28 protein-coding genes are annotated in these 26,949 nt (G+C 67.2%); 25 read left to right on the top strand and 3 right to left on the bottom strand.

Annotated features, from left to right (window positions below; genetic code table 11):
• The coding region (locus MUN85_RS05085) for a hypothetical protein (RefSeq protein WP_250505675.1) at positions 1-866 on the bottom strand (866 nt) is incomplete at its 3' end.
• A gap of 64 nt (positions 867-930) precedes the next feature.
• Complete coding sequence (locus MUN85_RS12680) at positions 931-1,062, bottom strand: hypothetical protein (RefSeq protein WP_284500918.1); 132 nt, start codon at positions 1,060-1,062, stop codon at positions 931-933.
• A gap of 110 nt (positions 1,063-1,172) precedes the next feature.
• Here MUN85_RS12680 and MUN85_RS05080 point away from each other — a divergent pair, with 110 nt between their 5' ends.
• From MUN85_RS05080 to MUN85_RS05005, 16 genes are all read left to right on the top strand, one after another.
• On the top strand, positions 1,173-6,155 hold the full coding sequence (locus tag MUN85_RS05080; protein ID WP_250505674.1) for an Lhr family helicase: 4,983 nt from the start codon (positions 1,173-1,175) through the stop codon (positions 6,153-6,155).
• Positions 6,156-6,158: 3 nt separating this feature from the next.
• Positions 6,159-7,046 carry a DNA-formamidopyrimidine glycosylase family protein gene (locus tag MUN85_RS05075; protein WP_250505673.1) on the top strand — a complete coding sequence of 296 codons (888 nt, stop codon included), beginning with the start codon at positions 6,159-6,161 and terminating at the stop codon, positions 7,044-7,046.
• A gap of 34 nt (positions 7,047-7,080) precedes the next feature.
• The gene (locus MUN85_RS05070) at positions 7,081-7,935 is read left to right on the top strand and encodes a helix-turn-helix domain-containing protein (RefSeq protein ID WP_250505672.1); all 855 of its coding nucleotides are present in this window, start codon (positions 7,081-7,083) and stop codon (positions 7,933-7,935) included.
• 35 nt (positions 7,936-7,970) lie between these two features.
• Entirely contained in the window at positions 7,971-8,390 is a 420-nt protein-coding gene (locus MUN85_RS05065; RefSeq protein ID WP_250505671.1) for a VOC family protein, read from the top strand.
• A gap of 220 nt (positions 8,391-8,610) precedes the next feature.
• Complete coding sequence (gene rpsP, locus MUN85_RS05060; RefSeq protein ID WP_250505670.1) at positions 8,611-9,099, top strand: 30S ribosomal protein S16; 489 nt, start codon at positions 8,611-8,613, stop codon at positions 9,097-9,099.
• 2 nt (positions 9,100-9,101) lie between these two features.
• Positions 9,102-9,338, top strand: a complete 237-nt coding sequence (locus MUN85_RS05055; protein ID WP_250505669.1) for an RNA-binding protein — start codon at positions 9,102-9,104, stop codon at positions 9,336-9,338.
• A 56-nt stretch (positions 9,339-9,394) separates the two neighbouring features.
• Entirely contained in the window at positions 9,395-9,901 is a 507-nt protein-coding gene (gene rimM, locus MUN85_RS05050) for a ribosome maturation factor RimM (protein ID WP_250505668.1), read from the top strand.
• Positions 9,898-11,235, top strand: coding sequence for a tRNA (guanosine(37)-N1)-methyltransferase TrmD (gene trmD, locus MUN85_RS05045; RefSeq protein WP_250505667.1), 1,338 nt, complete (start codon positions 9,898-9,900; stop codon positions 11,233-11,235). The genes rimM and trmD overlap by 4 nt, the downstream gene beginning before the upstream one ends.
• Positions 11,236-11,370: 135 nt before the next feature.
• On the top strand, positions 11,371-11,712 hold the full coding sequence (gene rplS / locus MUN85_RS05040) for a 50S ribosomal protein L19 (protein ID WP_092565622.1): 342 nt from the start codon (positions 11,371-11,373) through the stop codon (positions 11,710-11,712).
• A 110-nt stretch (positions 11,713-11,822) separates the two neighbouring features.
• Positions 11,823-12,611 (top strand): signal peptidase I, encoded by a 789-nt coding sequence (gene lepB, locus MUN85_RS05035; protein WP_250505666.1) that lies wholly within the window; start codon positions 11,823-11,825, stop codon positions 12,609-12,611.
• Positions 12,595-13,278, top strand: a complete 684-nt coding sequence (gene rnhB / locus MUN85_RS05030; RefSeq protein ID WP_250505665.1) for a ribonuclease HII — start codon at positions 12,595-12,597, stop codon at positions 13,276-13,278. The genes lepB and rnhB overlap by 17 nt, the downstream gene beginning before the upstream one ends.
• A gap of 81 nt (positions 13,279-13,359) precedes the next feature.
• A complete protein-coding gene (locus MUN85_RS05025) occupies positions 13,360-13,659 on the top strand; it encodes a DUF2469 domain-containing protein (RefSeq protein WP_250505664.1) in 300 nt (99 codons plus the stop codon).
• A 100-nt stretch (positions 13,660-13,759) separates the two neighbouring features.
• Positions 13,760-14,119 carry a YraN family protein gene (locus MUN85_RS05020; RefSeq protein WP_092565630.1) on the top strand — a complete coding sequence of 120 codons (360 nt, stop codon included), beginning with the start codon at positions 13,760-13,762 and terminating at the stop codon, positions 14,117-14,119.
• A complete protein-coding gene (locus MUN85_RS05015) occupies positions 14,116-15,657 on the top strand; it encodes a YifB family Mg chelatase-like AAA ATPase (RefSeq protein ID WP_250505663.1) in 1,542 nt (513 codons plus the stop codon). The genes MUN85_RS05020 and MUN85_RS05015 overlap by 4 nt, the downstream gene beginning before the upstream one ends.
• The gene (dprA, locus tag MUN85_RS05010) at positions 15,641-16,777 is read left to right on the top strand and encodes a DNA-processing protein DprA (RefSeq protein ID WP_250505662.1); all 1,137 of its coding nucleotides are present in this window, start codon (positions 15,641-15,643) and stop codon (positions 16,775-16,777) included. The genes MUN85_RS05015 and dprA overlap by 17 nt, the downstream gene beginning before the upstream one ends.
• Positions 16,778-16,801: 24 nt before the next feature.
• Positions 16,802-17,728, top strand: a complete 927-nt coding sequence (locus MUN85_RS05005) for a tyrosine recombinase XerC (protein WP_250505661.1) — start codon at positions 16,802-16,804, stop codon at positions 17,726-17,728.
• Here the strand turns inward: MUN85_RS05005 and MUN85_RS05000 are convergent.
• Positions 17,725-18,246, bottom strand: coding sequence for a M23 family metallopeptidase (locus tag MUN85_RS05000; RefSeq protein WP_250505660.1), 522 nt, complete (start codon positions 18,244-18,246; stop codon positions 17,725-17,727). The genes MUN85_RS05005 and MUN85_RS05000 overlap by 4 nt on opposite strands.
• Before the next feature lie 348 nt (positions 18,247-18,594).
• Between MUN85_RS05000 and rpsB the strand changes: the two genes are divergently transcribed.
• The 9 genes from rpsB (at position 18,595) to MUN85_RS04955 (ending at position 26,900) form a co-directional block, all read left to right on the top strand.
• A complete protein-coding gene (gene rpsB, locus MUN85_RS04995; protein ID WP_250505659.1) occupies positions 18,595-19,548 on the top strand; it encodes a 30S ribosomal protein S2 in 954 nt (317 codons plus the stop codon).
• Positions 19,549-19,560: 12 nt separating this feature from the next.
• Positions 19,561-20,385, top strand: coding sequence for a translation elongation factor Ts (gene tsf / locus MUN85_RS04990; RefSeq protein WP_250505658.1), 825 nt, complete (start codon positions 19,561-19,563; stop codon positions 20,383-20,385).
• Between the two features lie 76 nt (positions 20,386-20,461).
• Positions 20,462-21,181, top strand: coding sequence for a UMP kinase (gene pyrH / locus MUN85_RS04985; protein WP_250505657.1), 720 nt, complete (start codon positions 20,462-20,464; stop codon positions 21,179-21,181).
• Between the two features lie 41 nt (positions 21,182-21,222).
• A complete protein-coding gene (frr, locus tag MUN85_RS04980; RefSeq protein ID WP_250505656.1) occupies positions 21,223-21,780 on the top strand; it encodes a ribosome recycling factor in 558 nt (185 codons plus the stop codon).
• Positions 21,781-22,710, top strand: coding sequence for a phosphatidate cytidylyltransferase (locus tag MUN85_RS04975; protein WP_250505655.1), 930 nt, complete (start codon positions 21,781-21,783; stop codon positions 22,708-22,710).
• On the top strand, positions 22,707-23,876 hold the full coding sequence (gene rlmN / locus MUN85_RS04970) for a dual-specificity RNA methyltransferase RlmN (protein ID WP_250505654.1): 1,170 nt from the start codon (positions 22,707-22,709) through the stop codon (positions 23,874-23,876). Before MUN85_RS04975 ends, rlmN begins: the two co-directional genes overlap by 4 nt.
• Complete coding sequence (locus tag MUN85_RS04965) at positions 23,873-24,424, top strand: DivIVA domain-containing protein (protein WP_250505653.1); 552 nt, start codon at positions 23,873-23,875, stop codon at positions 24,422-24,424. Before rlmN ends, MUN85_RS04965 begins: the two co-directional genes overlap by 4 nt.
• A complete protein-coding gene (dxr, locus tag MUN85_RS04960) occupies positions 24,424-25,641 on the top strand; it encodes a 1-deoxy-D-xylulose-5-phosphate reductoisomerase (RefSeq protein WP_250505652.1) in 1,218 nt (405 codons plus the stop codon). Before MUN85_RS04965 ends, dxr begins: the two co-directional genes overlap by 1 nt.
• Positions 25,629-26,900 (top strand): M50 family metallopeptidase, encoded by a 1,272-nt coding sequence (locus MUN85_RS04955; protein WP_250505651.1) that lies wholly within the window; start codon positions 25,629-25,631, stop codon positions 26,898-26,900. Before dxr ends, MUN85_RS04955 begins: the two co-directional genes overlap by 13 nt.
• Positions 26,901-26,949 lie beyond the last annotated feature (49 nt).

Below are 26,949 nucleotides of genomic sequence, written 5' to 3'. Positions count from 1 at the left end.
ACGCGACCGGTCTCGCCGGTGGAGTACGGCGGGGAGGTGGTGTTGGGGGTGGGGTCGGACAGGAGTTCGCGCGCCGACGGGTAGCGGGCGTTGTCCTCCCGGCACAGCTCAAGGAGCGCGTCCGCCAGGCGCTGACGCAGCGGTACCGCAGCCCCGGGGGTGCGGGCGTTCAGGCGCGCGGCGCGGGTGGTGCGGGCGCGGCGGCCCAGGGCCTCGGTGATGATGTCACCGGCCGCGGCCGTGTGGTCGAGCCCCAGCCGGAAGGCCGGCCCGTGCTGGCTCATTCGCACGCCGCGGCGTTCGTGGGCGGCGCGGGCGCGTTTGGCGCGCTCAACCTTCGATCGCTTCGCCGCTTCGCCGTCGTAGCGATGCTTCAGTGCCTCAGCGTGGCGCTGGAAGTAGGTGGGGGTGAGGCGCTGCGCGTCGGCGATAAGTGCCGTTTGGATGCTCGCGAGTTCGGTGGCGTCGGCGATGAGGGGACGCAGGTGGTCGATCGTGAACTCGGCGGTGACGCGGTTTGCGCGGCTGATGCGGCCGCTGCGGTAGGCCTCCAAGAGCTCGGGATGGCGCAGCGAGCGGTGTGCGCCAAGGACGATCCCCTCGCATTCGCGCGTTGGCAGGTGTTCGAATTCGGCGAGGACGTCGGCGACGTCGTGGCCCTCGCTGCGCGCAGCCTTGGCAGCGTCGGCGGCGGCGAGGATCCGCAGTTTTGCAGTAGCGACGCTGCGCTCAAGGGCAAGGATCTCGCGTGTGAGGGCAAGTTTGGTCTGCTTGGATTGCATCGCGATGCCGGCGCTCGCGGCGCGGGCGAGCAGCTCGCGGGCGGCGGTGAACTCCGCGTAGGTGATCGGTGCAACAGCAGACATGTACGCCAGCATGCGGGCTCGCGGCGCACCTGTCGAGGGGGTTAGCGCTTGCTGTGGATAACTCCTAGGTGCGGGAATACAACAGGAGGCCAGCGCCGATGACCGCCTCGCGGGGCAGCGTGCGCACGAGCGCGTCGAGCGGATTCATCGCGTCGATAAGGACAATGTCCGCCCGGCAGCCCGGGGCGAAACCCATGTCGTCGGGGATGGGGCGGCCAAGAGCGGGGCGCAGGTTCGGGCGGGTGCGGGTGCATGTGCGGGTGCGCGGGCGCGCGAGGGCCGGCGTCCCGGGGATAGGGTGTCGTCATGACGGATGAGGCGCTCGCGGGTTTTAGTGCGGCAACGCGCCACTGGTTTGAGGCCGTTTTTTCTGCGCCAACGGCGGCGCAGGCTGGGGCGTGGCAGGCGATCACTCGCGGTGAGGACACCCTCGTCGTCGCTCCTACGGGTTCCGGTAAGACGCTCGCCGCGTTCTTGTATGCGCTCGATCAGACGCTCGCGCCGAACGGTGGCAGCGGCGCGGCGGGTGGGCGAGGCGCCGCCGCGGAGCAGGACTCGGACGGGGCAGAGCGTGGACGTGGCGTCGGCGTCGTCTATATTTCGCCGCTCAAAGCGCTCGGGACGGATATTGAGCGGAATTTGCGCTCGCCGCTCGTCGGGATTGCGCGCAGTGCGGCGCAGCTCGGGCAGGCGACGCGCGAGGTGCGGGTCGGGGTGCGGACGGGGGATACGCCTGCGGCCGAGCGGCGGCGGCAGGTCTCGCAGCCGCCGGACATTCTCATTACGACGCCCGAGTCGCTGTATCTGCTGCTGACAAGTGCCGCGCGCGAGACGCTGCGGGACGTCCACACCGTGATCATCGACGAGATTCATGCGGTGGCCGGCACGAAGCGGGGGTCGCACTTAGCGGTGTCGTTGGCGCGGCTCGACGCGTTGCAGCGAGGCGCGGATGAGGCGGCTCGGCTGTCGGAGAGGGGGCGGCGGCCGCAACGTATTGGGCTATCGGCGACCGTGCGGCCCGTCGAGACCGTGGCGCGGTTCCTTGGTGGCGCGCAGCCGGTCACCGTCGTGGACCCGCAGGCGCGGCGGGACCTCGAGCTTTCGGTGCGGGTGCCGGCTCCGGACATGACCGATCTGGCCGGGATCCCGGGGCAAGCGGCAGGTGCGGAGCAGAGGCGGAACGTGACGCCGCGGCTCCAGGAGCTCGTCGATCCGCGGCTCGCGGGCGTTGGGCACGAGTCGGACGCGCGGGCTGGAGATGCTGAGGTCGAGGCGGGCGGACGAGGGAGCGTCGAGGCGGAGGATGCTGAGGCGGGAGGAATCGGGGAGCGTGGGCCTTCGCTGTGGCCGCACATTGAGGCCGAGATCGCCCAGCTCGTCGCCGCGCACACGTCGACCATCGTGTTTACGAACTCGCGCGGGCAGGCCGAGCGGCTCACGGCGCGGCTCAACGAGGCCGCCGTCGCCGATGGCGGCGAGGAATACGCGCGGGCGCACCACGGCTCGGTGTCCAAGGAGCAGCGCGCGACAATCGAGGATGCGCTCAAATCCGGTGAACTGAGATGCGTCGTCGCGACGAGTTCGCTAGAGCTCGGCATCGATATGGGGGACGTCGACCTCGTCATTCAGGTGGCGACGCCGCCGTCGGTTGCGTCGGGACTGCAGCGCGTCGGGCGCGCGGGGCATCAAGTCGGCGAGATCAGCCGCGGCGTGTTCTTTCCGACGCATCGCGCCGACGTCGTCGGAAGCGCCGTCATCGTTCGTCGGATGCGTGCCGGGCTCATTGAGGCGCTCGCGCCGCCCGCCAATCCGCTCGACATTTTGGCACAGCAGACGGTGGCCGCCGCCGCGATGGACGACCTGGACGTCGAGGAGTGGTTTGCGTTGCTGCGCACGACGTTGCCGTTCGCGACGCTGCCACGCAGCCTTTACGAGGCGACGCTCGACATGCTCGCGGGGCGGTATCCGAGCGACGATTTCGCGGAATTGCGGCCGCGCCTCGTGTGGGATCGAACGGCCGGGGTGCTGAGCGGGCGGCCCGGGGCGCAGCGGCTCGCCGTCACGAGCGGTGGCACGATTCCCGACCGGGGGCTCTTCCCCGTCTACCTCGCGGGGCCCGGCACCGAGGCTGCGGAGGCAGAGGCCGGGACCGTCGTTGGTGGCACGGTGGCCGGGGCCGGAGCGGGAAGCGGTGCCGGGGCGCGGCGCGCGCCCATGCGCGTGGGCGAACTCGATGAGGAGATGGTCTATGAGTCGCGCGCGGGGGACGTCATTGCGCTCGGGGCAAGCAGTTGGCGAATCACCGAGATCACTCATGACCGCGTGAGCGTCATCCCAGCGCCGGGGCTGCCGGGCAAGGTGCCGTTCTGGCACGGCGAGGGCGGTGGCCGCGGCGCCGAACTCGGGGAGGCCGTCGGGCAGTTCGTGCGCGAGCTCGGGGCGCGCATCTCTCCCTCGCGCCGCGACGTCGGCGGGGAGACTGGTGCGGCGTTGGGGCTGGCGGATCTGGATGAGTACGCGCGGCAGAATCTCGCGTCGTATATCGCGGAGCAAAAGGCCGCGACGGGCGTGCTGCCCTCGGATCGGGCGCTCGTCATCGAACGCTTTGAGGACGAACTGGGCGATTGGCGGATTGTGCTGCTCTCGCCCTACGGGCTGAAGGTGCATGCGCCGTGGGCGCTCGCGATCGGGGAGCGCGTCGAGGAACGCTACGGCACCGCCGGCGATGTGCAGGCCAGCGACGACGGGATCGTCATGCGGCTGCCGCGCACTGACGAGCCGCCGCAGATCGCCTCGCTTGTGACCTTTGACGCCGATGAGATCGAGGACATCGTCGTGCGCAGGCTCGGCGGATCAGCGCTGTTTGCGTCGCGATTTCGGGAGTGCGCGGCGCGCGCGCTGCTGCTGCCGAGGCGCTATCCGGGCAAGCGGTCGCCGCTGTGGGCCCAGCGTCGGCGCGGCGCCCAACTGCTTGATGTGGCGCGTCAACACAGCGATTTTCCGATCATTTTTGAGACGCTGCGCGAATGCCTGCACGACGTGTACGACGTCGGGGCGCTGGCGCGGTTGCTCACGCGCATTGCGGCGCGGGAGGTTTCCCTCCTGGAGGTCGAAACGCGCGTCGCCTCACCGTTTGCGCAATCGCTGCTGTTCTCTTACGTCGGGCAGTTTTTGTACGAGGGCGATCAGCCGCTTGCCGAACGGAAAGCGGCCGTGCTTGCGCTCGATCCTTCGCTGCTCGACGATCTGCTGGGGCGGGCGCGGCTGCGCGAGCTGTTCGACGCGGACGTCATCGCGCAGGTCGCGGCCGATCTGCAGCGGCTGAGCGAGCAGCGGCGGTTGCCGGCAAGCGCCGAGTCCGTCGCCGACCTGCTGCGGTTACTAGGGCCGCTATCGGCGGACGCGATCGCCGCACGGCTTACTTGGGAGGGGGCCGGCGCAGCGAGCGGAGGCGACGAGGTTCCGTCGGGAGATACCGCGCGGGTGGCAGTACGGGCCTGGATCGAGGAGCTGGTGGCGGCCGGGCGCGCCGTGGCCGTGCGGCTGGCGGGCCAGGAGGTCGTCGTCGCGATCGAGGATGCCGCGCAACTTCGGGACGTGTATGGGGTTGTGCTCCCGCAGGGGATCGCGCGCACGTTCCTCGAGCCGGCCGTGGCGCCGCTGCGGGGCGTCGTCGGACGATATGCGAGAACGCACGGGCCGTTCACGCTCGAGCGGGCCGCCGCGGATCTGGGGCTCGCCGTCGGCGTCGTGGAACATGCGCTCATGGATTTGAAGGACGCCGCGCGCGTGACCGATGGCGAATTTACGCCCGGGGTGAGCGGGACGGAGTGGGTCGATGCGCGGGTGCTGCAGACGATCCGGCGACGGTGTCTTGCGGCGCTGCGAGCCGAGGTCGAGCCCACCTCGCAGCGGGCCTACGCCAAGTTCTTGCCGATGTGGCACCACCTCGCTGCGCCGGGCTCTGGTACCGACGCACTGCTGACCGCGATCGATCAGCTCGCGGGCGTGGCGCTGCCCGCCTCGGCGTGGGAGTCGCTCGTGCTGCCGGCGCGCGTCGCCGATTATGCGCCGCATCTGCTCGATGCTGCGCTCAGCTCTGGCGAGGTGCTCGTCACCGGGGCGGGGCGGCTCGGCGGCGATGATGCGTGGATCGCGTTTCACCTGGCCGAGGCCGCCGATCTCACGCTGACGGAGCCGAATACGGCCGTGGCACCCGGCGTTCAGCAGGCCATCGCCGAGGTGTTGGCGGGCGGCGGCGGTTTTCGGCACGCCGAGATTGCGGCGGCGCTTGCGGAGGCGGGCGTGGCGGCGAGCGGCGAGGAGATCACCGAGGCGCTGTGGGAGTTGTTTTTCGCGGGGCACGTGACGAACGATTCGCTAGCGCCAATTCGCTCGCTGCTGCGGCGCGGCGGAGCACACAAAGCGAAGGCGCCGGCACCCGTGGCGCGCAATTCACTGCGGCGTGGTGCGGGGCGGCTGCGACCCGCGCGGCTGGGGCGCGGGAGCCTCACGACTGTGGCGGTGCGCGGTGCGATGACGGTCGCCTCCGAGCGGGCGGCCGGGCGCTGGTCGCTCGTGCGGCGCGGCGAACTCGAACCCGCCATCCGCGCGGCCGCGACCGCCGAGCTCATGCTCGACCGGCACGGCGTCGTGACACGCGGATCGCTTATCCGCGAGGACGTGCCGGGTGGTTTTGCAGCGCTCTACCGAGTCCTTGCGGCGATGGAGGATGCGGGTGCGGTGCGGCGGGGCCACTTCATCTCCCACCTAGGCGGTGCCCAGTTCGCCGCGGCCAGCACAGTGGATCTGCTGCGCGAGGTGGCTCGTGAACTCGATGACGCGGAAGCGCGGGCGGCGGATTCGGCGCAGGCCGGCAGTGAGGATGCGGGGCCTCGAGTGCTCGCGCTCGCGGCCTCCGATCCGGCCAATGCCTACGGCGCGGCCCTCGCATGGCCCGAAGCGATCAGCCTCGACGAGGACGCCGCGCGCCACCGTCCCGCGCGCCGAGCCGGTGGCGTCGTGCTGCTACGCGAGGGGGACCTGCTAGCCTACGTCGAACGCGGCGGCAAATCGCTCCTCGTCTTTCGCGATGACGAGGCGTCGCTCGCTGATGTTGGGCCTGCGATCGCGTCCGTCGTCGCTGCCGGAGCCCTGTCGCGGGTCACGATTGAGACGGTCGCGGGACTTTCGATTCACGCGCGCCACCCCCTTCCGGAGGAGGTTAAGGCCTCGCTCGCGCAGGCGGGCTTTACCGCGACGCCGAAGGGAATGCGCCTGCGGGCGTGAATGATGCCCGAGGGAGATACCGTCTTACAGACCGCGGCGCGCCTGCACCAGCTGCTCGCGGGTGACATCGTGGTGCGCAGCGAGTTTCGCGTCCCGCAGCTCGCGACGACGGACCTTTCCGGCTGGCTCGTGCGCGAGGCCATTCCCGTCGGCAAACACCTCCTGATTCGGCTGCGCGCACCCGCGGAGGTGTCGTCGAAAGGGGCCAGGCCGACGCGGGACTTCACGCTCCATTCCCACTTGATGATGGATGGGATGTGGCGCTTCCAGGAGGCGAGTTGGCCGCGCCCGCGAGATTTTCGGGTGCGCGCAATGCTCGAAAGCGCACGGGTGCGCGCCTATGCGGAAGACGTCCAGGGATTCGAACTCGTGCCAACGCGCGATGAGGCCTCGCTCATCGGCCATCTCGGCCCGGACCTGCTCAACCCACGTTTTTCTGAGCTCGACGTCGAAGCCAGCGTCGAGCGAATCCTGGCACGGCCGGCGCGCAGTGTGTCGTCGGCATTGATGGATCAGCGAAATCTGGCGGGCATCGGAAATATTTACCGCAACGAGACGATGTTCCTCATCGGGCTGCGCCACGGTGTGCGCGTCGGGGATGTCGCCGCGGAGAAGGTCGAGGAGGCAGTGCGCACGGCCCATCGCTTGCTCGACCTCAATAAGTTCAGGCTGCCGCGCTCCACCACGGGGCTTGCGGCGCGCGGCCGTGACTCGCTATGGGTCTATGTGCGCGGTGGCCGGCCGTGTCGTCGCTGCGGAAAGTGCATCCTCGTCGCGGAGCATGATGATTCGGTCCTGGCGCTGGGTCCGAGCGGTGAGGTGCTGGAGCGCGATGGTCGGCCGCTGAAGCTGCGCTGGGTGTGGTGGTGCCCGAGTTGTCAACGAGGTTGACCCGCCACCGCTAGGGCAGGGGCATAATGAGCGCATGGCGCCCACAGGCACCCCCGCCGAGGAGCCGGCCCGCGACGACGTCGCCCGGTTGCTCGATGCTGCGCGTCGCGGGGAGATTGATTCTCTCGATGAGCTGGCCGCGCAGGCGCATTTCTCGCGCTTCCACCTGTCCCGTCTGCTGAAAAAGCACCTCGGCTTTCCGTTGCGTGATTTTCTCGCGGCGGCGCGGGTGGAGCGGAGTATCGATGGGCTCGTCGACGGGCATAACGTCACGCGCTCGCAGATTGATGCGGGGCACGATTCGCCCTCGAGTTTTCATCGCGCATTTCGTCGTCACACCGGCATGGCGCCCGCAGAGTATCGCAAACAGATGCAGTCGCTTGCGGCTTTCCTTATGCGCCAGCAGAACCGGGATGCGCCGCTGGTGGTGCTTCACCGGCGATTCGTGGCGGGCGAACACCGCTCGGCCCATCCGCTGACGGTTCAGGTCAGCGGCGCGCAGCCGGGCAGCGCGCTCTTCGTCGCCCTGAATCCTGATCCGCTGGTGCGCGACGAGCCAACGTTAGGCATCGCGTTGCTCGGTACGAACACATACAACGTCGATGCGATTCCCGCAGGCAGCTACTACGTCATGGTCGTCGAGGTGCCGCGCAGATCCGATGTGCGGGCCTACTTCCAGATGGCGGGAAATCGTCGCCAACTGCGCCGAGTGCCGGTCCAGTTCCCGCTGACCGAACGAGCGACGGTTGACCTTGAGCTGCGTGAGCGCATCGCCGAGGATCCGCCGATCACCTTGAACCTGCCGCGATTATTCGCGCAAGCGGCCAAAGGCCAGCTCGATCTCGAGGTGAGCAACTCGGGACAAGCGGACGGCCCGGGCACGCCCTAGGTTCGAAGGACCACCACACGTTCAGGAGGTCCATCATGGCCCAGCTCTCGACCTACATCGCCTTCCCGGGCAGCGCCAAGGAAGCGTTCACGCACTATCAGGAGGTCTTCGGCGGAGACCTCACCCTCATCACCTACGCCGATATGCCGCTAATGGAGGGCATGCCCTTCGAACCCGATCCAAATGCCGTCGCGCACGCCCAACTCGACCTGCCGGGTGGAACGATCACGGGCAGTGACGGAATGCCGGGGGAGGAATACGTCGTCAAAGGCAGCAGCTACTCCCTCATGTACGAACTCGACGATGTCGCCAAAGCGCAGAAGCTGATCGATGCGCTCGTCGCTGCGGGCGGCGAGATCAACATGCCCTTCGAGAAGGCGCCGTGGGGTGATACCTACGGTCAGGTCTTCGACAAGTTCGGAGTGATGTGGGCATTTGACGTGCCCGGCAACTAGCCCTGGGATGTCGCGAGTGCCGGGCGTTAGGCGTATCACCTTTCGCCCGGCATCGTCGTGCTAGCCGTCGGCCCGCATTTCGTGGCACAATGATCTGCTGTACCCGGCCCGTACGGCCCCTCTCACCGTGCGAGGACGTGTCCAGGACAACCACCGCTGCTGTGACCCACCAGCAGGGGCGCGCGTCCACCCCGATATTTATCAGGAGTTGACCACACAAGTGGCAGTCAAGATTCGTTTGAAGCGCATGGGCAAGATCCGTGCGCCGTTCTACCGCGTCGTCGTCATGGATTCGCGCACCAAGCGTGATGGCCGTGCGATCGAAGAGATCGGCAAGTACCACCCGACCCGCGAGCCTTCCGTCATCGAGATCGATTCGGAGCGCGCGCAGTACTGGCTTTCCGTTGGTGCGCAGCCGACGGACCAGGTCGAGAAGCTGCTGAAGCTCACCGGCGACTGGCAGAAGTTCAAGGGCGAGAAGGACACCGAAAGCAAGGTCCGGACCGCTGAGGACGTCAGCGAGGAAGAAACTCGCGCCGCCATCAAGGCCGCCGAGGAAGAAGCCGAGAAGCGTAAGGCTGCTGCCTCCGCCAAGAAGGCTGAAGAAGAAGCCGCCTCCGCTGAGTCCGCCGATTCCGCCGAGTCTGCTGACTCCCCGGAGTCCGCTGACTCGCCTGAGTCCGCTGACTCGCCTGAGTCCGCTGAGTAATCATGCTGGCTGAAGCACTGGACCACCTGGTTCGCGGAATCGTCGACAACCCGGACGATGTCCGGGTCAACACCCGGCGGCTGCGTCGAGGAGAACTCCTCGAAGTGCACGTCAACCCGGAAGACCTCGGCCGCGTGATCGGACGCTCCGGACGCACCGCGAAGGCGCTGCGTACCGTCGTCGGTTCGCTGTCAGAGGATCAGGTCCGCATTGACGTCGTCGATACCGACCGCCGCTAACTAGCTGACACGCCCGGCCCACATGGGCCGGGTTTGTCATATCTGAAAGGACCATCATGCGTCTTGCCGTAGCAACGATCGCCTCGGCCGTCGGGCTTAAAGGCCACGTGCGGCTGAAGGTCGCGACCGATGATCCCGCAGCGCGGTTCGTTCCCGGCGCGCTCCTGCTCACCGATGAGGGCGAACTGACCGTCGCGGATGTGCGCAGCGACGGCAAGTCGTGGCAGGTGGCCTTTGAGGGGCACGAGGACCGCACGGCGGCCGAGGCGCTGCGCGATGTCCGGCTGTACATCGAAACCGATGACGAAGACGCCTACGAGGACGAGTTTTTCCATCACGAACTGCTCGGGCTGCCGGTGGTTGATACGGCCGGCCGCGAACTCGGCTCGGTCAAACGGATCCAAGCGATGCCGGGCCACGACCTCATCATCGTTGAGACCGCCCGCGGCGAGGTCATGGTCCCCTTCGTCAGCGAACTGGTGCCCGAGGTAACGCAGAGCGGCGTCGTCGTCGATCCGCCCGGGGGCTTGTTTGATGATGACGCGGAAGAAGTCCGGCCGTGAAGATCGACGTCGTCACGATCTTTCCCGACTATCTCGCGGCGCTGGATCTCTCCCTCATTGGCAAGGCCCGCCAGCGGGGACTGATCGAGCTCGCGGTCCACGACCTGCGCGGCTGGACGAGCGATAAGCACCGCACCGTCGACGACACCCCGGCCGGCGGCGGCGCGGGGATGGTCATGCGCCCGGACGTGTGGGGGCAGGCGCTCGATGAGGTACTGACCGACGACGCGGTCTTGCTCGTGCCCACGCCTGCTGGCGAGGTTTTCGACCAGCGCCTGGCCGAGGACCTCGCGCGCGAGAACCATCTCGTGTTCGCCTGCGGACGTTACGAAGGCATCGATGCACGCGTCGCGCAGTCCTACGGGCAGCGGGTGCGCGTCGTCGAGTTTTCGATCGGTGACTACGTCTTAAACGGGGGCGAGGTCGCGGCTCTCGTCGCGATTGAGGCGATTGGTCGGCTAGCGCCCGGCGTCGTCGGCAACCCAGAATCCCTGGTGGAAGAGTCCCACGGTGCTGCCGGCCTGCTCGAATACCCCGTCTACACCCGCCCCGTGAGTTGGCGCGGCGAGGACATCCCCGAGGTCCTGCTCAGCGGCGACCATGCAAAGATCCGGCAGTGGCGGCGAGCGCAAGCGCTCCTGCGTACCGCGCAGCGTCGGCCAGACATGCTGATCGAGCGCGACGAGCCCCTGTCGATGGCCGATCGGCTCACGCTCGTGCGCGCCGGCTTCGTTGTCCTTGGGGGAGAGGTCCTGCCGTGTGAGATTCGCGAGGCGACGACGGCGGACGCGGTGGCCGTCGCGGAGCTTGCTCGCCGTACGTTCCCGGACGCCTGCCCACCGGAGCTCGGCCCGCAAGCGATCGCGGAGTTCATCGAGACGTACTTGACGCCAGAAAAGTTCGCGCACTACCTGGCCGACCCACAGCGACGAATCTGGCTCGCCAGCGCCGGCGGCCAGCTGCATGCCTACTGCATGGTCATCTTCGGGCTGCGCCCAGAAGACGAAGAGGGCGCGCGCGAGGTCCGTCACCGCCTGCCGAAGGGGCGGATTGCCGAAGTCTCTAAGTTCTACGTCGATCGTGCCGCCCGCGGCACGGGTCTAGCGCGCGCCTTGATGGATCGCGTCATGCGCGATGTCGCGAGCGCGAGCCCGACGGTGCGCGGGCTGTGGCTCGGAACCAATCGCTCCAATGTTCGCGCCATCACGTTCTATGAGCGCTGCGGTTGGAAAGTCACCGGATCTCGGACGTTCGATGTCGGAGGCGAGCCCCAAGACGATGTCATCATCACAGTTCCGAAGCTGGCAAAATACGCGAGGCCTGTGGCAGACTAGTGCGGTCATGTGCCTCGCGCGGCCACCTGCCACAGGGGGCGGTCGAAGTTCGGTGGCACACCACAAACCACCCGGCAACAACCGTTGCCCCGATATGCGCGCGCGACCTGTGGCGCGAGCGGGAAGAGAACAATCATGCAGAAGCTGGATGCCCTCGACAAGAAGTCGATGCGCGACGACGTGCCGGATTTCCGTGCCGGCGACACCGTCAAGGTCCACGTGAAGGTTATCGAAGGTAGCCGTTCGCGTATCCAGGTCTTCCAGGGCACCGTCCTGGCCCGTCAGGGTGGCGGTGTTCGCGAGACGTTCACCGTCCGCAAGGTGAGCTTTGGTGTTGGAGTTGAGCGTACGTTCCCGCTGCACGCTCCGACGATCGACCACATCGAGGTCGTGGCCCGTGGCGCCGTGCGCCGCGCCAAGCTCTACTACCTGCGCGATCGTCACGGCAAGTCCGCCAAGATCAAGGAAAAGCGCTAAGTCGTTTTTCACACCTCAGCTTCGGCCCGGCAGCACCTGCCGGGCCGATGTCTTTACTCGTGCGAGAATGCAGTAAGGTCAGTAACTGACGTTTTCCGAAAGAGGACTCCATGGCATCTGAACCTCGCATTACGCGGAGGACCATCCGACCGCGTGGCGAGACGGAAGATACGATGCCGCCCAGTATCGAACCGAAAAAGCCCGCCAAGCACCTCTCTCCGCGCGCGATCGCGCAAGAGGGCTTCGGCACGTGGCTCAAGGAAACCGCGCTGATCGTCGTCATCGCGCTCGTGCTGTCCTTCCTCGTCAAGACCTTCCTCGTCCAGGCCTTCTTTATCCCCAGCGCCTCGATGCAAGACACGCTGCGGATCGGCGACCGGATCCTTGTGAACAAGGCCGTGGGAAGCGACGATATCTCCCGGGGCGACGTCGTCGTCTTTAAAGATCCGGGCGGCTGGCTGCCACCGATGATGGAAGAGCCGTCGGCGATCAAACGCTTCGGCAAAGATGCCTTGACCGCGATTGGCATCCTGCCTGCCGATGCGGGCGAACACCTCATCAAGCGCGTCATCGGGCTGCCGGGTGACACCGTGGAGTGTTGCGATGCGCAGGGCCGGATCAAGGTCAATGGCGAGAGCATCGATGAGCCCTATCTCAAACCCGGCGTGAGCCCCTCGGATATCGAGTTCTCCGTCAAGGTCCCCGACGGCAGCGTCTGGCTGATGGGCGATAACCGCTCCAATTCACGTGATTCACGCGCACACATCGGGCTGCCAGGGGGCGGCTTCGTCTCCCTCGATCACGTGCTCGGCCGCGCGTTTGTCATCATGTGGCCCTACGACCACTGGACGTCGCTCGGCCATGGATCCAAGGCCTTTGACAATGTCCCAGCTCCGTAGCGCGACGCGCGACCTGGAAACCGAGCTCCTGGCGGGTGCACGCTGGGTGATCGGGATCGATGAGGTCGGGCGGGGCGCGCTCGCCGGGCCGGTAAGCGTCGGCGTGTGCGTCGTCGACGCTGACACGAGACGCCCGCCGGAAGGGCTAACCGACTCCAAGTTGCTGACCCCCACCCGCCGGGAGGCGATGGTGGCAGAGCTCGCCTCGTGGGGTGCAGCGCGAGCCGTCGGGCATGCCTCGCCGGCCGAGATCGATGCCGTCGGGATCATCGCGGCACTCAGGCTTGCCGCGCTGCGGGCGCTCGCCGTCGCCGCCCAAGGCCTCGGTGGGGAAGATGCGTGTGCCGCCGCCTGCGCCATCATTTTGGATGGGAGCCACAACTGGCTCGTGCCGACGCTCGATCTCTTCACGCCCACTGAGACGCATGCCTGGTGCCATGCACCCGTGACGATGCAGGTCAAGGCCGATCAGCAGTGCGCCGTCGTCGCGGCTGCATCGGTGCTCGCCAAAGTCGAGCGTGATCGGATCATGGTGGAATACCCCGACCCGGGCTACGGCTTTGCCGCGCACAAGGGCTATGCCGCCGCGGTGCACCGGGAGGCACTGCAGCGGCTCGGGCCGAGCGATTTTCATCGGCGCAGGTGGCGCCTGCTGCCAACCCCCTAACGCGGCGCGGGTGTTCACCCGGTGGCGAACAGCGCCAGACAAACGACTGCGCGCGGGCAGTCAACGCGGCATGATGGCAGAGTGAGTGCCGATGATCTGGAAAATTACGAGACCGAGCTCGAGCTTGATCTCTACCGCGAATACCGCGATGTTGTCTCCCTGTTTAGCTATGTCGTGGAAACTGAGCGACGGTTCTACCTCGCCAACGAGGTCGAGCTCAAGCCACGCAGCGCGGGGGGCGAGGTTTTCTTCGAACTCACGTTGACCGACGTCTGGGTGTGGGACGTGTACCGGTCGGCCCGCTTCGTTGCGAAGGTCAACATTGTGACGTTCAAGGACGTCAACATCGAAGAGCTCACCAAACCCGACATGACGATCTAGCTCGCCGGCACTATCCACAAGCGCGCGATTGGTGCGCAAAGGCCGGCTGAGGACACACCGCGTTGCCAGCTGAGGCGCAATGCCTGGTGGGCTGTGCTCCATGAGCACCCACAATCAACGCCTCGGAACCTACGGCGAGGACACCGCCGCCGCCTACCTCGTCTCCCACGGCTATCAGATCATCGATCGCAACTGGCGATGCGCTGCCGGGGAAGTCGATATCGTCGCGAAAGCCAGCGGCGGCCCGATCTGCCTCGTCGAAGTCAAGACGCGATCAACCTTTGCTTACGGCCACCCGGCTGAATCAATCACGCGCGCCAAAATCGCGCGAATGCGTCAGGTCGCGGGCTATTGGCGACGGGAAAAGGGCGGACCGCACCCGGTTCGGCTGGACCTCATTTGCGTTGACGCCTCCGGCACCACACCCCAGGTGTGGCACCTGGAAGGAGCGGACCGGTGAAGCTCGCCCGCACGCTCGCTGTCAGCCTGAGCGGCCTCGTCGGCGATGTCGTGACGGTCGAGGCGCACCTCGCGACACACATCCCGCGCTTCACCCTCGTCGGGCTGCCCGACGCATCGCTTGCCGAGGCGAAGGATCGGGTGCGTGCAGCGATCGAATCCTGCGGACGCATCCTGCCACCGCAGCGCATCACCGTGAACCTGCAGCCCGCCTCGCTGCCGAAGACCGGATCCGGGTTCGACCTCGCGATCGCGATCGCCGTGCTCGTTGCGAACGAACCTGCCGCCTATCGGCCCTCCATTACCGACGTCGTCCACATCGGCGAACTCGGCCTCGATGGCGCGATCCTGCCGGTGCGTGGCGTCCTGCCAGCAGTGCAAGCCGCCAAGGCAGCCGGCTACCGCGCGGTCGTGACGAGCCGCGCGAATGAGGCCGAGGCCAGGCTCGTACCCGAAATGGATGTGCTCGCCTTCGATCACCTGTCCCACCTGCTGCACCACTACGCGCTCGAGTGCACCGTGACGCCCATGCCGGTGATCAGCCAGCTGGCTATCCCTGCCGACGATCCGCCCGCCGCGGCACTGGACTTTTCTGACGTCACCGGTCAAGACGATGCCAAACACGCCCTCGAAGTCGCCGCGGCGGGTGGTCACCACGTCCTCCTCATGGGCCCGCCCGGCACCGGCAAGACGATGCTCGCCTCCCGGCTCCCGACGATCCTGCCGCCCCTTGACGACGACGTCGCTGTCGCGGTCTCCTCAGTGCATTCCGTGCTGGGGACGTTCAGCGGCACCGAACTCGTCCGAACGCCGCCGTTTGTGGCGCCCCACCACTCCGCCTCGCGGGCCTCGCTCGTTGGCGGGGGAGCCCGCATCGCGCGCCCCGGCGCGATCTCCCAGGCGCACGGCGGGGTCCTGTTCCTCGACGAAGCCCCCGAGTTCGGTGCCGCCAATCTTCAGCTTCTGCGTCAGCCGCTCGAATCGGGCGAGATATCGATCCACCGCTCGCAATCGGTGGCGACCTACCCGGCGCGCTTCCAACTCGTCTTGGCGGCGAACCCGTGCCCGTGTGGCAACGGCCATGGCAAGGGTGCTCGCTGCCGGTGCACGCCACTGCAGAAGCGTCGCTACCTCGAGGCGCTGTCGGGCCCACTGCTCGATCGCATCGATATTCGCAGCTACGTCATGGCACCCTCGACGTCCCGCCCCGTCGCAGGCACCGAAACAAGCGTCATGATCGCGCAGCGCGTCGCCAATGCTAGGAACCGGCAGGCCGAGCGGTGGCGCGACTACCCGTTCTCGCTGAACGCTCATGTGCCAGCGAAGATCCTGCGGGGTGCCGACTCTCCGTTTCCCGCCTCGACTCGCACAATGCTCGATCCGTATCTCGCGCGCGGCCACATCACGTTGCGCGGGCTTGATCGTATCCTTCGCCTCGCGCTCACCCTGGCGGATCTGCGCGGGGCAGCGCCCACGCGCGATGACATTTCAACGGCCCTACTGCTTCGTATCGGAGACGACCATGCTCACGTGGCGTAACTATTCCCACCCCGTCCGAATGGCCTATGCCGCATGGTCGGCGCTGACCGAAAGCGGCGACGGTGATGCCCACCGCCTCATCGCCCGGCACGGACCCATTGAGGCACTCAACCTCGTGGGCAGCGCGATCGCGGGCAGCACCGAGAACGCCATTCCCGGCAAAGCGGTGCAACGCTGGGCGCCGCGCATCGCGGCTCTCCATCTCGACGAACTTGTTGACCGCCACCTGAGCTACGGCGGCTTCCTGCTCACGCCCGACGATGATGCCTGGCCGAGACCCTTTGCTGACCTGGGCGACCGCGCCCCGTTTGCGCTGTGGGTTCGCGGCAAGAACCTCGCGACGCTCATGAGCGCGGCGCCGCACGTCTCGATCGTTGGAGCGCGCGCCGCCACCACGTACGGGCTGCACATGGCAACGGAGCTCGCCTCGCACCTGGCAACTCTTGGCCACACGATCGTCTCCGGAGGCGCCTTCGGGATCGATGGGGCTGCGCACCGCGGCGCGCTCGCCGTCGATGGCCCTACCGTCGCGATCCTTGCGGGAGGTCCCGACAGGTTCTATCCGGCAGCGCATACATCCCTGCTGGAAGCAATCGAAAGCCGCGGGCTGATCATCAGTGAACACCCGCCCGGCCGCGCGCCCTCGCGGTTCCGGTTCCTGGAACGCAATCGCCTCATCGCCGCCCTCGGGGCGGTCACGATCGTCGTGCAGGCGGCATTGCGTAGCGGCGCCCTGCGCACAGCTCGCGACGCTAGCGAACTTGGACGCCACGTCGCGGCCATTCCTGGCCCGGTCACCGATATGGCGAGCGCCGGCTGCCACGAGGCGATTCGCTCCCAGCTGGCGGTGCTCGTGACCGATGCCGACGAGGTCCGCGAGCTCATCGCACCGATCGGCACCCACGATGCCACGAAGGTATCCGAGCAAGCTGGCCTCCTCGATGGACTCGAGCCCCACGAGGCCAAGGTGCTCGATGTACTCCCGCCCCGCGGCAGCTACGAGCTCACCCGCGTTGCCGAAGAAAGTGCGCTGTCCATCGAGGACGCTCGCGCGGCCCTCGGCATGCTGACGCTGACCGGAAAAGTCGAACAGGTGGGCCATGCATTCCGACGTTCGTGAGGAGGCCGTGGCACGATTGAGGGCATGGCCCCGGTCCTTTCTCGCTACGCTGACTTCTTGCGCTATGAGCGCGACGTCAGCGAGAACACCGTGCGCGCCTACCTCTCCGATGTGCGCTCGCTCCTGATATTTGCGGCGCCGGATTCCACGACGGCGGCAGCACTGAAGGATTCGTCCCCCGAATCGCTCGAACCCTTCGCCTTCACCCTCACGACGCTGCGCGGCTGGCTCGCGACACTTGCCGCAGAGGGGGAGTCACGCGCATCGCTAGCGCGCCGCACCTCCGCCATAAAGCAGTTCTTCTCCTGGGCCGCCAATGTCTCGCTCATCGAATCGAACCCGGCGCTCCGTCTCGTCGCTCCCAAACGTGACTCCCGGTTGCCGACGGTCCTTCGAGAAGACGAAGTCTCGACGCTGCTCGCACTCGCCAACGAGGAAGCATCCGATGACGATCCCATAAAGATCCGGGACGCCGCGATCTTTGAGCTCATCTATGCGGCGGGAATGCGCGTCAGTGAAGCGGCCGAGTTGCCACTGCATGCAATCGACCGGTCCCGGCTCGTTGTCACCGTCACCGGTAAAGGCCGCAAGACCCGCACGGTGCCGATCGGACGACCCGCGCTACAAGCGATCGACCGCTGGCTTGCCGTCCGAGCGGACATCGCTTCGAACGATGCCACGACGCTCTTCGTCGGTGCACGTGGCGGGCGCCTTGACCCGCGAACCATTCGAGCGGCGTTGCATCGCCTCGCCACCCGCGCTGGCGTGCGCGATATTGCGCCGCACGGCCTGCGGCACTCGGCCGCAACCCACGTCCTCGACGGGGGAGCAGACCTGCGCACGGTCCAAGAGCTACTGGGCCACTCCTCGCTCTCAACGACGCAGCGCTACACCCACGTGACGAAAGATAAGCTCCGAGCCGCGTTCGAGCAGGCCCATCCCCGCGCTTAGTCGCGATCAGGCACGAGCCGGTAGCGCAGCGGCTGGAGCAGCAGCAGCGGGTCGATGTATTGCTCGGATCGCCCGGTGCCGTATTTCGCGCCCCAATGCAGGCAGGAAGCGCCCTCGCAGTGGCCGGACAGTAGCTCGCCGATCACTTCGCCGCGGGCGACGACGTCCCCTACGCTCACGAGGGCCTGAACGGGCTCGTACGTCGTGCGCAGCCCGCCCGCGTGTTCCAGCGCCACGACGGGCTTGCCGCCGACCTTGCCCGCGAAGGCGACCCGGCCCGCCCCCGCAGCTCGAACAGGCGAGCCCACTCCAGCCTCCAGATCAACACCGCGGTGTCCGCTCTGCCAGCGCTGGGTGGGCAGATCGAAGGCGCGCAGCACCGCTACAGGCCCTCCGGTCGGCCAGTCGAAGTCAAGATCGCTCGGCTCCGGTGTCCGCGTGGCTGCAGCGCCCGGGGAAAACAGCAGCACCACCATGGTGATCGCCAAAAGCCCTGCCGCACGTACTCGTCGATTCATGGCCCCACCGTGCACCGCGACATGGCACTCCATGAGTTTCGTCATCGTCGCATCGCTAGGCCAGGCGCCCCCGGCCACCATGTGGATTGCGACAGCCGCCGCATGTGGGCAACCTCGCCGCAGGATCGGCGCACTCGTCGTGGCTCGACGCCGCGCAATCAGGTAAACTCACGCGTGGCAACGTGTGGAAACTCTTCTGCTCGTTGACTATCGCGTGCGTGGAAAACCTCGCCCGGCATCGGTCCCCCTGGGGCGCCCGGCGAACCGCGCACTAGGACTATCAACCGAAATCAGGGTAGCTACGCTGCCCGAAATATCGCAGGCAACCGTCTGCGGGAAGGAAGCGTCATGGCCGTCGTAACCATGCGCCAGCTGCTGGAGTCCGGCGTCCACTTCGGACACCAGACCCGTCGCTGGAACCCCAAGATGAAGCGTTTCATCCTCACGGAACGCAATGGCATCTACATCATCGATCTGCAGCAGTCGCTGACCGACATTGATCGCGCCTACGACTTTGTTAAGGAAACCGTCGCCCACGGCGGCACCATTCTGTTCGTTGGCACCAAGAAGCAGGCCCAGGAAGCCGTGGCCGAGCAGGCCCAGCGCGTGGGCATGCCGTTCGTCAACCAGCGCTGGCTCGGTGGCATGCTCACCAACTTCGGCACCGTCCACAAGCGCCTGCAGCGCCTGAAGGAACTTGAGCAGGTCGACTTCGATGACGTTGCCGGCTCCGGCCTGACGAAGAAGGAACTGCTCATGCAGTCCCGCGAGAAGGACAAGCTCTCGCGCACCCTCGGCGGCATCCGCGACATGGCCAAGGTCCCCTCGGCCGTGTGGATCGTGGACACCAACAAGGAACACCTCGCCGTCGCTGAGGCCAAGAAGCTCAACATTCCGATCGTCGCGATCCTCGACACCAACTGTGATCCCGACGAGGTCGACTACGGCATCCCGGGCAACGACGACGCGATCCGCTCCGTCGCCGTGCTCACCCGCGTCATCGCCGATGCCGCTGCCGAAGGCCTCGTGACCCGCCACGGCGGCTCCACCGGCGAAGCCGGCGAGGGCGAAGCACTGGCCGAGTGGGAGCGCGAGATGCTCGAAGGCTCCGGCGAGGACAAGACCGCCACCGAGGCCGACGAGTCGGCCGAAGCGGCCGAGCAGGCCCAAGCCTCGACGACGGAAGAGTCCGCAGTCGAGACCGCCACTCCCGAGTCGACCCCGGCCGGTGACGTGGACCAGGAGACCACCTCGGAGACCGTCGTCGAAGGCGACAAGTCCGAGACCACCGACAACGCCTAAGGAGAACCATCCATGGCTAACTACACCGCTGCTGACATCAAGGCGCTGCGCGAAAAGACCGGCGCCGGCATGCTCGACGTGAAGAAGGCTCTCGACGAGGCTGACGGCGATGCCGAAAAAGCTCACGAGATCATCCGTGTCAAGGGGCTGAAGGGCATCGCCAAGCGCGAGGGCCGTTCCACCTCCGAGGGCATCATTGCCACCGACGTGCGCCCCGGCGACGGCGGTCAGGTCGGCACGATGATCGAGATCAACTGCGAGACCGACTTCGTTGCCAAGTCCGGCCCGTTCATCGAGATCGCCGACAAGGCCGTCGCATACGCGGCCGAGCACGGCATTGCGACGCCGGAAGAGCTGCTGAACTCCGACTTCGGCCAGACCTTCACCGACGCCACCGCGCCGCTCGGTGAGAAGATCGTCATCCGCCGCATCGCGTCGGTCACCGGCGAGAACGTCGAGGTCTACCTGCACCGCACCGCCAAGGACCTGCCGCCGCAGGTTGGCGTGCTCGTCGCCTCCGACGCCGCTGGCGCCGAGGTTGCCCGCGACGTCGCGATGCACATCGCGGCTTACTCGCCGAACTTCCTGTCCCGCGACGAGGTTCCCACCGAAACTGTCGAGGACGAGCGTCGTATCGCCGAGGAAACCGCGAAGAACGAAGGCAAGCCCGAGCAGGCGCTGCCGAAGATCGTGGAAGGCCGCATGAACGGCTTCTTCAAGGAGAACTGCCTGCTGGACCAGGCCTTCGCCCGCGATCCGAAGCAGACCGTCGGCCAGATCGTGTCCGCCACCGGCGGCACCATCACCGGCTTCGCTCGCTTCCGCGTCGGCGCCTAATGTCGCCCCGGCCCCGCTTCGCACTGCGCGAGGCGGGGCCGGCCCGTAACCACCACCCACCACCTGCAAACGAGGAATGATGTCCGAAAAGCCCCGTCGTGTCCTGCTCAAACTCTCCGGCGAAGTCTTCGGCGGCGGCACTCTCGGATTGGACATCGACGTCCTGAACCTCATTGCCTCCCAAATTCACGACGCCGTCACCGAAGGCGTCCAGGTCGCCTGCGTCGTTGGCGGCGGCAACTTCTTCCGCGGCGCCGAACTGTCCAGCCGCGGCTTTGACCGCGCCCGCGCGGACTACATGGGCATGCTCGGCACCGTCATCAACGCACTCGCGCTGCAAGACGCCATCGAGCAGGCCGGCACCCGCACCCGCGTGCAAACCGCCATCACCATGGGCCAGGTCGCCGAGCCCTACATTCCGCTGCGCGCCATTCGCCACATGGAAAAGGGCCGCGTCGTCGTCTTCGGCGCCGGCGCCGGCATGCCCTATTTCTCGACGGATACCGTCTCCGCGCAGCGCGCCCTGGAGACGAACTGCGATGAGCTGCTCGTCGGCAAATCTGGCGTCGACGGCGTCTACACGGCCGACCCGAAGGTCGACCCGAACGCAGAAAAACTCGATTTCGTCACCTACCACGACGCCCTTGCCAAGGGGCTGAAGGTCGTCGACGCGACGGCCTTCTCGCTGTGCATGGACAACGGCCTGAACATGCGCGTGTTCGGCATGAGCGAGCCCGGCAATGTCGCGCGGGCGCTTCGAGGTGACACAATAGGAACATTGGTTAGCGCCTCCTAGCGGCGCCGCCGGTAGCGAGATACCCCCTGTAAGGAGCACAAGTGATCGACGATATTCTCCTCGAAGCCGAGGAGCAGATGGGCAAGGCCGTGGACTTCACGCGCGAAGAGTTCGGCAATATCCGCACCGGCCGCGCCAACGCCGCCATGTTCGAATCGATCCTGGTGGACTACTACGGCGCGCCGACCCCGCTGCAGCAGCTCGCGGGCCTGACGATTCCCGAGGCCCGCATGGTCCTCATCAACCCCTACGACCGCGGCGCCACCGACGCCATCGTGCGGGCGCTGCGCGAATCAGACCTGGGCGTCAACCCCACGGACGACGGCCAGCACATCCGCGTCGCGCTGCCGATCCTGACCGAAGAGCGCCGCAAGGAGTACGTCAAGCTCGCCAAGACGAAGGCCGAGGACGCCCGCATCTCCGTGCGCCACGAACGCCGCAAGGCGATGGACGCCCTGAACAAGCTGAAGAAGGACGGCGACGAAGGTGAAGACGCCGTCGAACGCGGCGAAAAGGAGCTGGAAGGGCTGACCAAGAAGTACGTCGAGCTCATCGACGAGCTGCTGGACGCCAAGGAAACCGACCTCCTCGAAATCTAAGTGCGCCATAGCGAAGAATCCGATACTCGCGAGGTCCTCGACCGGCTGCGGGAGGCTCGACGTCGGGCGTCAAGCGCGCTCGTTGAGCCCGCCCCGCCCACCCCAACGGATCCGCCGACGACCCACGGCCGGGCCGGTCGCGATCTAACCGCCGCCATCGGCGTCGGCATCGGCCTCGCGCTGGTGCTCGTCGCCTCGCTGCTCTACGACATCCGTATCTTCGTCGGCCTCGTCGCCCTCGTCATCGGCGCGGGCATGTGGGAACTCGCGCGCGCCGTGCGCCTGTCCAACATTCGCATCCCGCTCGAACCACTGTGGGTGGGCGGCGCCGGCATGATGATCTCCGCGTGGGTCGGCGGCCCATCGGCGCTGCTCATGGCCTTCGCCCTGACCTGCGGCGCGGTCTTCGTCTGGCGCGTCGTCGAAGGTGGGGGACTGGCAGCCGTGCGCGATGCCTCCACGGCGATGTTCGTCGCGGCCTATCTGCCTTTTTTGGCCTCCTTCGCCGTCCTTTTGGCGCGGCGGCCCGACGGCGCGTGGGCGGTGCTGACCTTCGTCGCGATCGTCGTCGCCTCAGATACCGGCGGCTATGTCGCGGGCGTGCTGTTTGGCAAGCACCCGATGAGTCCGTCGATCTCGCCGAAGAAGTCCTGGGAGGGGTTTGCCGGCTCAATCACGCTTGCCACGGCGATCGCCATTGTCTGCGCGCACTTTGCGCTCGGCCTGCCGTGGTGGACCGGCGTGCTGCTCGGCGTGCTCGGGGTGTTGACGGGAACCGTCGGCGATCTCGCCGAATCGCTCATCAAACGCGACCTCGGCCTGAAAGACATGGGCACGATCCTGCCCGGGCACGGCGGCATCATGGATCGCCTCGACTCCCTGCTCGTGACCGTACCCGTGATCTACCTCGTCTTGGAGGCCGTCGCATGACATCCGAACCGACCGGCGCGCCCGTTGAGTCGCTCGACCCGGCCCTGCGCCTGCCGCTGACCTTCACCGCGCCGCGTCGCGGCAAACCGCCCAAGCACCTAGCGGACCTCACGCGCGCCGAACGCCGCGAACTCGTGAGCGGAGCCGGGCTGCCCGCCTTCCGCGCCGATCAGCTCTCGCGCCACTACTTCACGCACTTCACGCGCGAGCCGGGCGACATGACCGACATTCCCGCGAGCCAGCGCGAATCGCTCACCTCGCTGCTGCTGCCCGAACTCGTCAGCAAGGTCACCGATATCACCGCCGACGGTGGCGCCACCATCAAATCGCTGTGGCAGCTCTTCGACGGGGTGCGCGTCGAATCCGTCCTCATGGGCTATGAGAATCGCACGACGCTGTGCATCTCCTCGCAGGCCGGCTGCGGCATGGCCTGCCCGTTTTGCGCCACCGGCCAGATGGGCCTGACGCGCAACCTATCAACCGCCGAAATCATCGAGCAGGTGCGGATCGCGGCGGCAATGAGCCGAAACGGCGCGCTCGCAACGGGTCCGGCCCGCATGTCGAACATCGTCTTCATGGGCATGGGCGAACCGCTCGCGAACTATCGCGCCGTCATCGGCGCCGTGCGCCGCCTCGTGGATGAATCGCCCGAGGGTTTTGGCCTGTCCGCGCGCCACGTCACCGTCTCGACCGTCGGCCTCGTGCCCGCTATCAATAAGCTCGCGGCCGAGGGCATCCCCGTCACGCTCGCCGTCTCACTGCACGCACCCGACGACGAGCTGCGCGACAACCTCATTCCCGTGAACTCACGGTGGAAAGTCGGCGAGCTACTCGATGCCGCGCGCGCCTATTTCCGCGCGACGGGCCGCCGCGTCTCGATCGAATACGCCCTCATTAAGGACATCAACGACCAGGCGTTTCGCGCCCAATTGCTCGCCGATGAGCTCAACGCGCGCGGCCACGGCTGGGCGCACGTCAACCCCATCCCGCTCAACCCCACGCCCGGCTCGATGTGGACGGCCGCGAGCGAGCAGGCGACCCGGACCTTCGTCGACACGCTGCGTTGGGCCGGAATTCACACGAGCGTGCGAGATACTCGAGGCAGCGACATAGACGGCGCGTGCGGCCAGCTCGCGACCGAGGTGCTGAAAGGGGCACAGTCATGAGCAAGGACATGTTTCCGCGCGAGTCTCGCTTCAGCGAGGGATACGACATCGAGCAGGTCGAGGAATTCTTCACCCGGGCTCGCGATTCCTACGAGGCGGATGCTGGCACGCGCTCGATGAGCGATCAGGACGTGCGCAACATCGCCTTTGAACAGGTGCGCGGCGGCTACCGGTTCGCTGCCGTCGACGCGGCCCTGGACCGCCTCGAGGTCGCCTTCGTCAAACGCCGCCGCGCGGACTTCATCGCCGCCAACGGCCAGGATGCCTGGATGGACCACATTGCCGAGCTCGCCAAGACGCTCTACCCGCGCCTGCAGCGCCCCGCCGGGGAGCGCTTCGCCGACGCCGAGGGCAGCGGCTATGCCAAAAAGGACGTCGATGAGCTGATGGAGACGCTCGTGTCCTATTTCGACGACGGCGCTGACCTCACGAGCCACGACATTCGACACGCGGACTTTCCCGCCGCCCGCGGCTCGAAGGCCTACAGCGAGAACGTCGTCGACGCCTATCTCGATCGGGTCGCCGAAGTCCTGCTGGCGGTCGAGTAGTGGCTGCCCTCTTCATCCTCGGGGCGACGGGATCGATCGGCACGCAGGCGCTGGATGTCGCCCGCGCCGAGCAGATGAGCGTTGCGGGCCTAGCCGCCGGCGGCGCGAACCTTGAGCTGCTCGTCGCCCAGACGGCCGAATTCACGCCTGAGGTAATCGCGATCGCCGATGAGCGCGGCGAGGCTGAGCTGCGCTCGCGGCTGGCCGAGGCCGGCGCCGGCCGTACCTTCGCCGCTCCCGATATCCTCATCGGCGCGGCCGCCGCCGCCGAGCTCGCGGGTCGCGCCCAAAGCGAGGACACCGTGCTCAACGGCATCACGGGCTCGATCGGCCTGCCCGCCACGCTGTCGGCCCTTGCCACCGGCGCCCGCCTCGCGCTTGCCAACAAGGAGTCGCTCGTCGTCGGCGGCGCCCTCGTCGCCGAAGCCATGACGCGCCCAGGCCAGATCGTGCCCGTCGACTCCGAGCACTCCGCGATGTTCCAGGCGCTCGCCGCCGGCACGCACCACCGGGGCCTGTGCAGCGAGAACCTCGACGGCGAGTCCAACGTCGCGCGCCTCGTCCTGACCGCCTCGGGCGGGCCCTTCCGCGGCAAGACCCGCGCCGAGCTCGGCGACGTCACCCCCGAGCAGGCGCTCGCCCACCCCACGTGGGACATGGGCCCCGTCGTGACGATCAACTCCTCCACCCTCATGAACAAGGGCCTGGAGCTCATCGAAGCCCAGCTCCTGTTTGACGTCGACGCCGCGAATATCGACGTCATCGTCCACCCGCAATCGATCGTCCACTCCATGGTGACCTTCGTCGACGGCTCGACGATCGCCCAGACCTCCCCGCCCAACATGCGCCTGCCGATCGCGCTCGCCCTGACCTGGCCGCAGCGCACCTACCCGGCGCCCGCCTGCCAGTGGGATGCGCCAACGAACTGGACCTTTGAGCCCGTGGACACCGAAACCTTCCCCGCGACCGAACTCGCGCGCGCCGCCGTCGCCGCATCCCCCACGCACCCGGCCGTGCTCAACGCCGCCAATGAGGCGTGCGTCGCACAGTTCCTTTCCGGGAACATCGCCTACCTCGCGATCGTTGATACCGTCAGCGAGGTGCTGGCCGCCCACCGGTGGGATTCCGGTAGGACGCCAAGCCTCGACGACCTCGCCGAGCTCGATGCCTGGGCCCGGCGCGAAGCGAGCGAAAGGTTGAGCGCGTGTCATACCTGATCGGTATCGGGTTACTGATCGTTGGACTCCTCGTGTCCATCGCGCTGCACGAGGTCGGCCACATGTGGCCGGCGAAGAAGTTCGGCGTGAAGGTGCCGCAGTACTTCGTGGGCTTCGGCCCGACGCTGTGGTCGACGAAACGCGGCGAGACCGAATACGGCATCAAGGCGATTCCGCTCGGCGGCTATGTGCGGTTGGCCGGAATGTACCCGCCAGCCGAGGCGCTCGCCAACGTCCCCGCCGATCGCCGCTCCCTGGCGAGTGCCGCCCGCGCAGAGGCCCTTTCGGACCTCGATCCGGGGGAGGAGCACCGCGCCTTTTACCGGCTGTCGACGCCCAAGAAGATCATCGTCATGCTCGCCGGCCCGGTCATGAACCTCATCATCGCGTTCGTGCTGCTCGCCGGAATCCTCATGGGCTGGGGGCTGCCCGTCGCCTCGACGACGCTCGCCGACGTCCCCGCGTGCGCCACCGAGTCCGACCCGTGCGATAGCCCCGGCGCCGCATACGCCGCGGGATTGCGCCCCGGCGATACCATCACCGGCTTCGCGGGCAAGCCCATCCGCACCTGGGAGGATCTGCCCCGCGCGGTAGCGGAAAACGACCTGAAGCCGACGGAGATCACCTTCGTCTCCGACGGCGTCGAGCACACCGCGCCCATCACGCCCCAGCTGCGCAGCGTCACCCGCGTCGATGGCGAAGTCGTCGAACGGCCCGTCATCACCGTGATCGCCGGCCAGGAACGCAAGCCCGCAGCGTTCGGCGAGGTCGTCGCGATGACGAGCAAGGGCGTCACCGAGACGTTCAAGGTCATCGGGGCGCTGCCGATGCGGCTGTATGACGTGGCCCGCTCACTCGTGACCGACGAACCACGTGAGGACGGCGTCATGTCGATCATTGGCGTGGGCCGCCTCGCCGGCGAGGTCGCGGCCACCCCGAGCGAGGGCGGCGCTGCCGGCACTAGCACAGGTCCCGGCTGGACTGACAAGATCATGTCGCTGCTCTCGCTCATTGCCTCGCTGAACATCGCGCTGTTCGCCTTCAACCTCATCCCGCTGCTGCCACTGGACGGCGGCCACATCGCGGGCGCGCTGTATGAGGGCGCCCGGCGCCGCATCGCGCGCGCCTTCGGCCGGCCGGATCCGGGCCCGGTCGACACCGCGCGCATGCTGCCCTTGACCTACACCGTCTTCATCCTCCTGATCGCGATGACGCTGCTGCTTGGCTACGCCGACATCGTCAAACCGATCACGTTATAGCGGGTGCCATCCCTTCCCGAACGCACGCCCGCCCCAGCAGCGGTACCCT

Origin of the sequence: Bowdeniella massiliensis (genome assembly GCF_023634005.1) — a bacterium.
Classification (GTDB): domain Bacteria; phylum Actinomycetota; class Actinomycetes; order Actinomycetales; family Actinomycetaceae; genus Bowdeniella; species Bowdeniella massiliensis.
The sequence above is the reverse complement of the archived record's forward strand: the minus strand, read 5'-3'. Positions and strand labels throughout refer to the sequence as shown.